Below are 12932 nucleotides of genomic sequence, written 5' to 3'. Positions count from 1 at the left end.
CATCAAGTTTAAAAATAATAGAACCGCAAAAACATAATTATGGAAACTGCACAAGATACAATACAACAAACCGAGGCGAAGGCAGAAACCTCAAAAACTTTTAAGGGAACTGGCTCGCAGGTTTTGTTAAATGGATTAATTGAAGAAGGTGTTACCACCATTTTTGGTTATCCTGGAGGAGCAATTATGCCGATTTACGATGCGTTGTACGATTATACAGATAAATTGCAGCACATCTTGGTCCGTCATGAGCAAGGTGGCATCCATGCTGCTCAGGGTTTTGCTAGAGCAAGCGGTAAAGTTGGTGTATGTTTTGCAACCAGCGGACCAGGTGCAACCAACTTAGTTACGGGTTTAGCTGATGCACAAATCGACAGTACACCTTTGGTTTGTATCACTGGACAAGTTTTCGCTCATTTATTAGGAACTGATGCTTTTCAAGAAACTGATGTAATTAACATTACTACCCCAGTTACCAAATGGAATTATCAGGTTACTGACGCCAAGGAAATCCCAGAGGTTTTAGCGAAAGCATTTTACATTGCTAAAAGTGGCCGACCGGGTCCTGTTTTAATTGATATTACTAAAAATGCGCAAATACAGATTGAGGAATTTCCTGAATATGTAAAGTGTAATCATATCCGCTCCTACCGCCCGAAACCAAAAGTTAGGGTTGAGTATATTGAGCAAGCTGCAGCTTTAATCAACGCGGCAAAAAAACCATTTGTATTATTCGGACAAGGCGTTGTTTTGGGCAAAGCTGAAGAAGAGTTTAAAGCTTTTATCGAGAAAAGTGGTATTCCTGCCGCATGGACAATTATGGGAGAAGGTGCTATTCCAACTTCCCACCCTTTAAATGTCGGTATGTTGGGCATGCACGGCAATTATGGTCCTAATGTTTTAACCAACGAATGCGATATTTTAATTGCTATTGGGATGCGTTTCGATGACCGTGTTACTGGCCGTTTAGATAAATATGCAAAACAGGCTAAAGTAATACACTTCGATATCGACCCAGCTGAAATTGATAAAAATGTTAAAGCAGAAGTTGGGGTTTGGGGCGATTGTAAAGAAACACTACCATTATTAACCAACTTGGTTGAACCTAAAAAACACGAAGAATGGGTTACTAAATTCAGAGATTATAACCAACAAGAAATAGACCAGGTGATCACTCCCGAACTTTTCCCTGCGGGAGATGAAATTACCATGGGCGAAGTTTTACGCAACATTAACGAAATTTGTGGTGGTGATGCAGTGATTGTAACAGATGTTGGTCAACACCAAATGGTTGCTTGCCGTTATGCTAAATTTAACAATACGCGAAGCAATATTACCTCAGGTGGTTTAGGCACGATGGGTTTTGGTTTACCAGCAGCAATTGGTGCTAAATATGGTGCGCCAAACAAAACTGTAATTGCAATTATTGGCGATGGTGGTTTCCAAATGACGCCACAAGAACTGGGTACTATCATGCAATTTGGTGCAGCAGTTAAAATCCTGATTTTGAACAACCGTTTCCTAGGAATGGTTCGCCAGTGGCAAGAGCTATTTAACGATAAACGTTATTCATCGGTAAACATTACCAGTCCTGATTTTGTGGCACTTGCTAAAGCTTACTACATTGAAGCTGATAAAGTTGATGAACGTGACAACCTGAGAACAGCACTGGAAACTATGATTAATCACGAAGGCTCTTACTTATTAGAAGTAATGGTTGGACGAGAAAATAACGTTTTCCCGATGGTTCCACAAGGAATGAGTGTAAGCGAGATTAGGTTGAAATAATTAAGATAAAAGAACAAAGAGCAAGGAATAAAGATTAAAAGTACAGGCGTTTTGTCTTTTATCCTTGTTCCTTTATCCTTAATCCAAGAAACATGAGTACTGAAAACACAATAGAACATAAAATAGATAAAGCTGATTTAGAGGGAAAGCAGGAATATACCATTACGGTTTATGCTGAAAATCGTATCGGTTTATTAAACAGGATTGCGATTATCTTCTCCAAAAGGAAAATCAATATCGAAAGCTTAAACACTTCTCCATCTGAAATTGATGGCATCCACCGTTTCAACATTGTAATTACGGAAAGTTATGAAGTGGTAAGAAAACTGGCTCGTCAGATTGAAAAGCAAATCGAAGTTTTGAAAGTTTATTTCAATACCAACAAGGAAATTATCTGGCAGGAACTGGCTTTATACAAAGTTTCTACTGATGAAATTGCAGAAAAAGTAACTGTAGAAAGACTGCTTAGACAATACGGTGCAAGTGCAGTTGTAATCCGTAAAGATTATACTGTTTTTGCTGTGACTGGTCATAGAGAAGAGACCGATGCTTTAGTGAAAGCTTTGGAGCCTTATGAATTAATTGAATTTGTGCGCTCGGCCAGGGTGGCGATTATTAAAGACAGTGCTGGTTTCCATGAAAAATTAAAAGAATTTGAAGCTTTCGAACCTGGAGAAGAACTGGTTGAGAATGAGTTTTTAGATAAAGGCGAGAAGATTTTTACCATGTAGATAAAATAATCCGTCATTGCGAGGAGGAACGACGAAGCAATCTATTTAGAAATCAGACAGATTGCTTCGGCTCGCACAAATCAAGCCTCGCAATGACGAAAATCAAAAAAATATGAAATGTAATGGCGTTAAGCCAATTTTAAGAATGTTCGATTATGAGAAAGCAGTCGAATTTTACGTGGATTGGTTAGGCTTTACCATAGATTGGGAGCATCGTTTTGAAGATAATACACCAACTTATATGCAAATTTCATTGGATGGAATTGAATTGCATTTAAGCGAGCATCATGGCGATTGTGCTCCGAGTGCTCATATTCATATCGATTGCACAGGCTTGAAAGAATTTCATAAGCAGATTATTGACAAGAAATATAAATATAACAGACCAGGTTTGGAAAGAACTTTTTACGGAAGTTGGGCAGTTACGGTAAACGACCCATTTTTTAATAAGATAAATTTTAATCAACCATTAGATGCGTCAGAGATTGAAGCATAAAAATATGATGAACGAAGTATTTGAATTTATAATTAACTCACGCAAGGCATTTATTCAGTTAGTTGATAGCTTAACTATTGAGCAGTTAAATAAAATCCCTGAAGGTTACAGCAATAATATCATCTGGAATTTCGGACATATTGTGGTGAGTACGCAAACGCTTTGTTATGTACGCACAGGAATTTTAGCCGATGCAAGTTCTGTTAAGTTTAATGAATTTTATAGAAAAGATACTCGCCCGACCTATACTGTAACAGCGGAGGAAGTTTTAGAATTAAAAACTTTGGCACTTGAAAGCATTGAAAAAATAAAAGAAGATTACGCTAATGGCATATTTTCAAACATCACTCCTTTTTCTACTTCGACTTATGGCGTGGAAATGAAAAGTGTTGAGGAGGTTTTGATTACAACCGTAGGCCATGATAATGTGCATTATGGATATGCATGGGCACTGAAAAAAGGTGTAGAAAGGTTTAGGGTTTAGGGTTTAGGGTTTAGGGTTTAGGGTGAAAACACGAACCTGGGTAAAATAAACCCGATTGAAGTGGAAATACTTTTTGAAGGTTTTACGAAAAAGATTGCCACGTCGTTCCTCCTCGCAATGACGGAAATGGAGCAAACTGACTGAATGCAAAAATATTGCAACGTAAAGCGGGACTAAAATAACCGAAGAGCACAGAAATCGCTTTTCAAAAAGAATAAAAAACAAGAAAATAGAACCATAAAATAAATAACAAAAACGATGTCAAATTATTTTAACACATTACCTCTTAGAGAAAAATTAAACCAATTGGGTGTTTGCGATTTCATGGAAAGCAACGAATTTTTAGATGGCGTTAGCGCTTTGAAAGGCAAAAAACTAGTAATTGTGGGTTGCGGCGCTCAAGGCTTAAACCAGGGTTTAAATTTAAGAGATAGTGGTTTAGATGTAAGCTACACGTTGCGCAAAGAGGCTATTGAGGGCAAAAGAGATTCGTGGAAAAATGCAACGGAAAACAATTTCAAGGTTGGTACTTACGAAGAATTAATTCCAACTGCTGATGTGGTAATTAACCTTACGCCTGATAAACAACACACTGCGGTTGTGAATGCGATTATGCCTTTAATGAAAGATGGCGCTACTTTATTGTATTCTCACGGTTTTAATATTGTGGAGGAAGGTATGCAAATCCGTAAAGATTTAACGGTAATTATGGTTGCGCCTAAATGCCCAGGTAGTGAAGTTAGAGCAGAATATGTTCGTGGCTTTGGTGTACCGACTTTAATTGCTGTACACCCAGAAAACGACCCTCAAGGTAAAGGACTAGCGCAGGCAAAAGCTTATGCTGTTGGTACGGGCGGTCACAGAGCTGGTGTTTTAAAATCTTCTTTCGTTGCTGAGGTTAAATCTGATTTAATGGGCGAGCAAACCATTCTTTGTGGTTTATTGCAAACGGGTTCTATCCTATCTTTCGATAAAATGGTAGAGAAAGGAATCGATGCGGGTTACGCTTCGAAACTTGTTCAATATGGTGTTGAGGTAATTACCGAAGCGTTAAAGCAAGGTGGTATTACGGCAATGGTTGATCGACTGAGCAATGTTGCTAAAATTAAGGCTTTCGAAATTTCGGAAGAATTGAAAGATATTATGCGTCCGTTATTCCAAAAACACCAGGACGATATTATGAGTGGCGAATTTAGTCGCATCATGATGGAAGATTGGGCAAATGGCGATAAAAACCTTTTGGCTTGGAGAGCTGAAACTGGCGAAACCGCTTTCGAAAAAACGCCAGCTGGCGATGTTAAAATCGGCGAGCAAGAATATTTCGACAACTATTTATTGATGGTTGCTTTCGTACGTGCAGGTGTTGAATTGGCTTTTGAAACGATGGTTCAGGCGGGTATTAAACCAGAATCTGCTTACTATGAATCGTTACACGAAACACCACTTATTGCAAACACCATTGCCCGTAAGAAATTATTCGAAATGAACCGTGTAATTTCTGATACAGCTGAGTATGGTTGTTATTTATTCGACCAAGCTTGTAAACCTCTATTGGCTGATTTCATGAAAAAAGTGGATACTGATTTAGTTGGTAAAAACTTTAACGAAGGCAAAGATGGTGGTGTTGATAACAGAAAATTAATTGATGTTAACGAGGCTATCCGCTCGCACGAAGTAGAACAAATTGGTGCTACTTTACGCAAAGCGATGACGGCTATGAAGGCGATTAAAACTGCATAGAATAAAAAGAATGTCATCCTGAGCTTGTCGAAGGAATTCTTTTTATTCGTTAAAAGGTCTTCGACAAACTCAGACTGACAACATTAAATACAAAACAAAATGTCAAAAACATTAGTAGAAAAAATTTGGGATGCACACGTTGTAAAAAGTGAAGAAGGGTTTCCTGATATTTTATACATTGATACACACTTAATACATGAGGTTACTTCTCCGCAGGCTTTTGATGGTTTGCGCAAAAGAGGTTTGCCTGTTTTTCGTCCGCAGCAAACAGTGGCTACGGCCGACCATAACGTACCAACTTTAAACCAGTTATTGCCAATTAAAGAAGAGCTTTCTCGCTACCAAGTGGATATGCTGACTAAAAATTGTGCTGAATTTGGAATTGAGCTTTATGGCTTAGGTCATCCTTTTCAGGGGATTGTTCACGTAATCGGCCCTGAATTGGGTATTACCTTACCAGGAAAAACGATGGTTTGTGGCGATAGTCATACTTCTACGCATGGTGCTTTTGGTGCAATTGCTTTTGGTATCGGAACATCGCAGGTAGAGCAGGTTTTCGCAACACAATGTTTATTGCAATCGAAGCCTAAAACCATGAAAATTGAAGTTAACGGCGAACTTGGCAAAGGTGTTGGTGCGAAAGACATTATTCTTTACATCATCGCTCAGATTTCTGCAGCTGGTGGCACAGGATATTTCATTGAATACGCAGGTTCGGCAATTGAGAGTTTAAGCATGGAAGCTCGAATGACTATCTGTAACATGAGTATCGAAATGGGTGCAAGAGGCGGCTTAATTGCTCCAGACCAAATCACTTTCGATTACATTAAAGGTAGAGAGTTTGCGCCAGCAGGTGAAGAGTGGGATAAATCTTTAGCTTATTGGAAAACATTATACAGCGATGCTGATGCCACATTTGATAGCGTTTTAACTTTCGATGCGGCAGATATTGCACCAATGATTACTTACGGAACCAACCCGGGAATGGGAATGGGTATCCAGGAAAATATCCCTGCAACTAGTGCACAACCTGAGAAAGAGAAACTTTCTTATCAAAAGGCGTTGGATTATATGGGTTTTGATGATGATGCATCATTAATCGGCAAACCGGTTGATTATGTTTTCATTGGAAGCTGTACCAACTCTCGTATTGAAGATTTACGTGAAGTGGCTGATTTTGTAAAGGATAAACGCAAAGCGGATAACGTTACGGTCTGGATTGTTCCGGGTTCGAAACAAGTGGAGCAACAAGCTAAAAACGAAGGTTTGGATAAAATTTTCGAAGCAGCTGGTTTCCAATTACGTGAGCCGGGTTGCAGTGCTTGTTTGGGAATGAATGAAGATAAAATCCCAGCAGGAAAATACTGTGTTTCTACATCGAACAGAAATTTTGAAGGTAGACAAGGACAAAATGCAAGAACTTTATTGGCTAGTCCGTTAACAGCGGCAGCGGCGGCTGTTACAGGTGTGATTACGGATGTGAGGGAAATGCTTTTGCAAGAACAAAGATAAAGGAACAAAGATTAAAGACTTCTTGACCTTTACCACTCATCATTGCGAGGCACGAAGCAATCTCACTTATAAAATATATTGCTTCGTACCTCGCAATGACGATAACGCAAAAAAATCTTAGATGACCTTAGGTATCTTAGATGGTAAAAAATTAAAACAAATAAAAATGCCAGAAATAGTTTGGGATGCAACATTATACGACAAGCAACACCACTTCGTATCTGATTACGGAGCGGATGTTTTGCAATGGTTAGCGCCCAAAGCCGACGAACACATTTTAGATGTGGGTTGCGGCACTGGTCAGCTGGCTGCGCAAATTGCCGAAAGTGGTGCAGTTGTTTTAGGCACTGATGCATCGGCAGATATGATTGCCAATGCAAAAGTGGCTTACCCAAATTTAAACTTCGAAGTGGTGGATGGAACGCAACTTCCTTACTATGAAAAGTTTGATGCAATTTTCAGTAATGCGACTTTCCATTGGATTGAAAACCAAAATGCTTTGGCTCAGGCATTATTTAAAAGCCTTAAAACTGGCGGAAGATTGGTTGCGGAGTTTGGCGGCAAAGGCAATGTTAAAAGCATAACCGATGTGATAAAATCTGCCGCTGAACAATTAGGCTTTGCAGATAAAGTGCTGACTAATTTTTGGTTCTTTCCATCAATTAGTGCTTACGCTACGCTTTTAGAATCGAAAGGTTTTGAAGTAGAACAAATTTGGTTATTCGACAGACCAACCAAACTGATTGGCGAGGAAGGAATGTATGTTTGGATTAATCAATTTGCACAACATGCATTTAAAAACTTAACAGAAGAACAAGCTGAATCTATTAAAAATTTAGCTGTAGAAATACTGAAACCCAATTACTTCATCAACGGAGAATGGGTAGCAGATTATAGAAGATTGCGAGTGAAAGCGAAAAAAGAGTAATAAGTTTTAGGTTATACGTTGTAAGTCTAAACAACCAACAAACCAAAGAACAAAAAAACGACACAATGAAAAAATTCACAAAATTAACATCGGCAGTAGTGCCTTTAAATATAGAAAACATAGATACCGACCAGATTATTCCTGCTAGGTTTTTAAAAGCGACAACTCGTGAGGGTTTTGGTGAAAACTTATTCCGCGATTGGCGATACGAAAATGATAATCAACCTAAAGCTGATTTCGTTTTGAACAATCCAACGTACAGCGGTCAGGTTTTAGTCGCTGGCAAAAACTTTGGTTGCGGCAGTAGTCGTGAGCATGCAGCCTGGGCTATTCAGGATGCAGGTTTTGATGCCGTAATCAGTAGTTTCTTCGCCGACATTTTTAAAGGTAATGCCTTAAACAATGGATTATTACCAATCCAAGTGAGTGAAGATTTCCTGGCTCAAATTTTTAAAGCAGTAGAAAACAATGCTAAATCTCCTTTAGAAGTTGATTTAGAAAACCAAACGGTAACTATTATTGAAACAGGCGCTCAGGAATCTTTCGAGATTAATGCATATAAGAAATCATGCTTAATTAATGGTTATGATGATATCGATTTCATCCTTGCCCAGAAAGGTTTGATTGAGGAATTTGAGAAAAGGTAGCACACTCGTCATTGCGAGGTACGAAGCAATCTTAAAGCTATAGATTGCTTCGTACCTCGCAATGACGACCGCCAATAAAAATCATTAAAATCAATGTAATCATCCCGAAGGGAAAAATAAAAGCATGAGAGAAAGTTTCGTCAGTATCCAAGATTTAACCTTAAAATACCAACAAAAATCGGTGTTAAAGAATTTGAACTGGACAATAAATACTGGTGAACAATATGTTTTATTTGGTGAAAGCGGAAGCGGAAAAACTTCTTTAGCTAAAATAATTGCTGGCTTACAAAGTGCCATTGGCGAAGTAAAAATCAACTTTAGTAATGAAAGCGATTTACCAGCTGAAGTTTTATTTGTAGAAAGCTGGTATCAATTTAAAAATTTAGAAGGTGTTGCAAATTTCTATTATCAGCAACGTTACACCAGTCAACAAGCCAAGGACACCTTAACTGTTCATGCAGAATTGGTGAGTTATGGCAAAGAAAAAGGACTTCATTTAGATCAGGTTGAACATATTTTAGAAGCTTTAAATTTTTCTTCTTTTGCCAGTTCGCAATTGATTGAATTATCAAGCGGAGAACACAAAAAACTGCAATTGGTTAAGGCTTTGTGGCTAAAACCACAACTGTTAATCATCGATCAACCTTACACAGGTTTAGATGCAGCTTCACGCAGAAATTTAAACATTTTATTAGATGAGGTTGCTGAATCAGGCGTTCAGTTGATTTTAATTTCTAACGATACTGAATTGCCAAATTCAGTTAATCGCTTTGCGGAGATAAAAGATGGTAAAATCAGCGTTTCAGATTCAAGAGTTGTAACATCAGTTTCTGCTGAAAAACATCTAAAGGAAATTCCAGATTTTTTAAAAGAATCGCCAGTTTATTCTTCGCAAGACATTGTGAAAATGGTTGATGTAAACATCATCTATGGTGAAAAACAGGTTTTAAAAAATATTAACTGGGAAGTTAAAGCAGGCGAAAAATGGTTGTTGCAAGGACATAATGGTTCTGGAAAATCAACTTTATTAAGTCTGGTAAATGGCGACCATCCGCAATCTTACGCCAACGAACTTTACTTATTTGGCAACAGACGTGGAAGTGGCGAAAGCATTTGGGATATTAAACAGCACATCGGTTTAATTTCTCCCGAATTCCATTGGTATTTTGATGCTTCGGCAACTGTTTGGCAAAGTATTGCTTCTGGTTTTTATGATACTGTTGGATTATTTCAACAATTGCCTTACAGCAAAAGCCAGCAGGTTGATGAATTGGTAGCATATTTTGGATTAACCGAAAATAAAAACGAATTGTTAATCTCACTTCCATTAGGGAAACAGCGCCTGGTTTTACTAGCCAGAACAATCATTAAAAATCCTGAACTATTGATTCTGGATGAACCTTGTCAGGGTTTAGACCAACAGCAAACACAACATTTTAACCAATTGGTTGATGAGTTGTGCAGCAATGGAATGACTTTAATTTATGTTGGCCATTTTGAATCGCAGCTGCCAACCTGCATCGAAAAAAGAATATTATTAGAAAAAGGCGAGGTAAAAGCCGTCGAAAATTTGAATATAGAAATACTAAGCTAAAACATAATTGCCACGGAAACACAGAATACACGGAATCAATTTTTTCCCAATTTCCGAGTCTCCGCGGCAAATGATTAGCCGAAAAACAATAGAAGTCGAAAATGAAGAAGAACATTTTAGTAATACCCGGAGATGGTATTGGACCAGAAGTAACCACCTGGGGAAAAGCAGCATTAGAAAAAATTGCAGAAATTTTCGGTCATGAATTTGTATTTGATGAAGCTTTAATGGGCCACGCTGCTATTGAAGTTACAGGCGAACCTTTGCCAGACGAAACTTTAGAGAAAGCAAGAAAAAGCGATGCCATCCTCTTTGGAGCCATCGGCCATGCCAAATACGACAACGACCCAAGTTTGAAAGTTAGACCTGAGCAAGGTTTATTAAAAATCCGTAAGGAACTTGGTTTATTTGCAAACCTCCGCCCGATACTATTATTTGATGAACTTCTTCAGGCATCAAGCATTAAACCTGAAATATTGAGAGGAACAGATATCTTGTTCTTCCGCGAATTAACTGGCGATGTTTATTTCGGCGAAAAAACACGTTCGGAAGATAGAAATACGGCTTCTGATTTGATGATTTACCACCGTTACGAAGTAGAGCGTATTGCACACAAAGCTTATCAGGCAGCTCAACAACGTAGCAAAAGGTTATGTTCTGTTGATAAAGCAAACGTTTTAGAAAGTTCTCGTTTATGGCGTGAAACTGTCCAGGAAATTGCCAAACAATATCCTGATGTAGAAACCGAACACATGTTTATTGATAACGCTGCGATGCAATTAATCAAAAACCCAAAGAAATTTGATGTGGTTTTAACTGCAAATTTATTTGGCGATATCTTAACTGATGAAGCTTCACAAATTGCAGGTTCAATGGGTATGCTGGCTTCGGCATCTGTTGGCGAAAGCACAGGCTTCTTTGAGCCTATTCATGGTTCAGCACACGATATTACAGGTAAAGATTTAGCAAATCCTCTCGCTTCTGTCCTATCAGCAGCGCTGATGTTAGAAATTGGTTTCGGACTAAAAGAGGAAGCTAAATTACTGGTTGATACCATTGATGAAGTTTTGAAAGAAGGTTTTAGAACACACGATATTGCCGACCAAACCACCAACCGATTTAAAGTTTTAGGCACAGCCGAAATGGGCAAATTGGTATTAAAATTTTTATCCCAAAAAACATCTACAACACAAGAATCATGATACACGACCCAAATAAAGTCTATATTTTCGACACCACTTTACGCGATGGAGAGCAGGTTCCAGGCTGCCAATTGGATACTAACCAGAAAATTGAGATTGCTAAAGCACTTGAATTACTTGGTGTTGATGTGATTGAAGCTGGTTTTCCAATTTCGAGTCCGGGAGATTTTCAAAGCGTTGTTGAATTATCAAAAGCAATTAAAAACCCTACCATTTGTGCCTTAACAAGGGCGATTAAAGGAGATATTGATGTTGCTGCTGAATCTTTACAATATGCGAAACACCCACGAATTCATACCGGTATTGGTGCATCTGATATGCACATTCAATACAAGTTTAACAGTACCCGCGAAAAGATTTTAGAAAGAGCTGTTGAAGCGGTAAAGTATGCCAAAAAATTTATAGAAGATGTAGAATTTTATGCTGAAGATGCAGGCAGAGCAGATAATGCCTTTTTAGCACAAATGATTGAAGCAGTAATTGCAGCAGGCGCAACTGTAGTAAATATTCCTGATACAAATGGCTACTGTTTGCCCGACCAATACGGCTCAAAAATTCTTTACTTAAAAGAAAACGTGAAGAATATAGACCATGCTATTATTTCGGTTCACTGCCATAACGATTTAGGTGTTGCAACCGCAAACAGTATTGCTGGTGTTTTAAATGGTGCCCGTCAAATTGAATGTACCATTAACGGAATCGGCGAAAGGGCTGGAAACACCGCCTTAGAAGAAGTTTCGATGATTTTGAAAACACATGCTTTAGGTTTACATACGGGAATCAACAGTAAGCATTTTACCGAAATCAGTGGAATGGTGAGCAGAATGATGCACATGCCTGTGCAACCGAACAAAGCAATTATAGGTAAAAATGCTTTTGCCCATAGCTCTGGTATTCATCAAGATGGATTTTTGAAACACCGCGAAAACTACGAAATCATCAATCCTGAAGATGTTGGTTTAAACAGTGCTGATATTATTTTAACGGCTCGAAGCGGCCGTCATGCTTTAAAACATCATTTGGAGCGTTTAGATTACGACATTGATAAAATTAATATTGATGATGTTTATGAGCGTTTCTTGGTTTTAGCTGATGAGAAAAAAGACATTACAGATGACGACTTGCTTTTCTTAATGAGTAATGGCGAAACTCCATCGTACTTAAATGGCTATAAATTGAATTTACTTCAAGTGGTTTGTGGTGATTTAGTTAGTCCTACTGCTACCATTAAACTTCAATATAACAACGAGGAAAAAGAGGCTAAGGCAGAAGGTAACGGACCAGTTGATGCTACCATAAATGCGATTTCGAGCCTAATTGATAAAGATATCGCATTAAAAGAATTTACCATTCAAGCCATGCATGGTGGAAGTGATGATGTGAGCAAGGTAAATATGAAAGTAGATTACAATGGAAAATCTTTTGTCGGCTTTGGTTTCAGCACTGATATTGTTAAGGCATCTGCTAATGCTTATTTAGACGCGATTAATAAGTTTTTGTAATAGAGCGGAAATCTTAAAGTTGAAAGTGGAAAGTTTAAAGTGGAGAGTTTAAAGTTAAAAGTTTAAAGCAAAATCGTCGTTGCGAGGCACGAAGCAATCTCTTTTGTTAAAAATAATATTTCGAATGAGATTGCTTCAATCGATGAAAAATCGATTTCGCAATGACGGGCATAGGGCAGAATATAATCATGAGCTTCACGAAGTATCAGGACAAGTTGTCGAAGGACAACAATTTTGCTTCTCGATTATAGAATGGTCTTCGACAGGCTCAGACTGACAAAACGCAGATTTGCCACTTAGATATTGAA

At 38.2% G+C, this 12932-nt stretch carries 11 protein-coding genes; all 11 read left to right on the top strand.

The window, feature by feature from the left end; translation table 11 throughout:
* The first annotated feature begins 39 nt into the window (after window positions 1–39).
* Window positions 40–1788 carry a biosynthetic-type acetolactate synthase large subunit gene (gene ilvB / locus LUA91_RS06100; protein ID WP_231425133.1) on the top strand — a complete coding sequence of 583 codons (1749 nt, stop codon included), beginning with the start codon at window positions 40–42 and terminating at the stop codon, window positions 1786–1788.
* Between the two features lie 92 nt (window positions 1789–1880).
* Window positions 1881–2519: an acetolactate synthase small subunit gene (gene ilvN, locus LUA91_RS06095; protein WP_231425132.1), complete on the top strand. Its 639-nt coding sequence runs from the start codon at window positions 1881–1883 to the stop codon at window positions 2517–2519.
* Between the two features lie 112 nt (window positions 2520–2631).
* On the top strand, window positions 2632–3015 hold the full coding sequence (locus LUA91_RS06090) for a glyoxalase superfamily protein (RefSeq protein WP_231425131.1): 384 nt from the start codon (window positions 2632–2634) through the stop codon (window positions 3013–3015).
* A 4-nt stretch (window positions 3016–3019) separates the two neighbouring features.
* Window positions 3020–3499: a DinB family protein gene (locus tag LUA91_RS06085; protein WP_231425130.1), complete on the top strand. Its 480-nt coding sequence runs from the start codon at window positions 3020–3022 to the stop codon at window positions 3497–3499.
* Between the two features lie 258 nt (window positions 3500–3757).
* The gene (ilvC, locus tag LUA91_RS06080; protein WP_231425128.1) at window positions 3758–5239 is read left to right on the top strand and encodes a ketol-acid reductoisomerase; all 1482 of its coding nucleotides are present in this window, start codon (window positions 3758–3760) and stop codon (window positions 5237–5239) included.
* Between the two features lie 99 nt (window positions 5240–5338).
* Window positions 5339–6751 (top strand): 3-isopropylmalate dehydratase large subunit, encoded by a 1413-nt coding sequence (gene leuC / locus LUA91_RS06075; RefSeq protein ID WP_231425126.1) that lies wholly within the window; start codon window positions 5339–5341, stop codon window positions 6749–6751.
* 121 nt (window positions 6752–6872) lie between these two features.
* Complete coding sequence (locus LUA91_RS06070; protein ID WP_231425125.1) at window positions 6873–7679, top strand: trans-aconitate 2-methyltransferase; 807 nt, start codon at window positions 6873–6875, stop codon at window positions 7677–7679.
* Between the two features lie 65 nt (window positions 7680–7744).
* The gene (gene leuD, locus LUA91_RS06065) at window positions 7745–8326 is read left to right on the top strand and encodes a 3-isopropylmalate dehydratase small subunit (RefSeq protein ID WP_231425124.1); all 582 of its coding nucleotides are present in this window, start codon (window positions 7745–7747) and stop codon (window positions 8324–8326) included.
* A 124-nt stretch (window positions 8327–8450) separates the two neighbouring features.
* Window positions 8451–9920: an ATP-binding cassette domain-containing protein gene (locus tag LUA91_RS06060; protein ID WP_231425123.1), complete on the top strand. Its 1470-nt coding sequence runs from the start codon at window positions 8451–8453 to the stop codon at window positions 9918–9920.
* 101 nt (window positions 9921–10021) lie between these two features.
* Window positions 10022–11122 carry a 3-isopropylmalate dehydrogenase gene (gene leuB, locus LUA91_RS06055; RefSeq protein WP_231425122.1) on the top strand — a complete coding sequence of 367 codons (1101 nt, stop codon included), beginning with the start codon at window positions 10022–10024 and terminating at the stop codon, window positions 11120–11122.
* The gene (locus tag LUA91_RS06050; protein WP_231425121.1) at window positions 11119–12624 is read left to right on the top strand and encodes a 2-isopropylmalate synthase; all 1506 of its coding nucleotides are present in this window, start codon (window positions 11119–11121) and stop codon (window positions 12622–12624) included. The genes leuB and LUA91_RS06050 overlap by 4 nt, the downstream gene beginning before the upstream one ends.
* Window positions 12625–12932 lie beyond the last annotated feature (308 nt).

The organism is Pedobacter sp. Leaf250, from assembly GCF_920984735.1.
GTDB lineage: Bacteria > Bacteroidota > Bacteroidia > Sphingobacteriales > Sphingobacteriaceae > Pedobacter.
The sequence above is the reverse complement of the archived record's forward strand: the minus strand, read 5'-3'. Positions and strand labels throughout refer to the sequence as shown.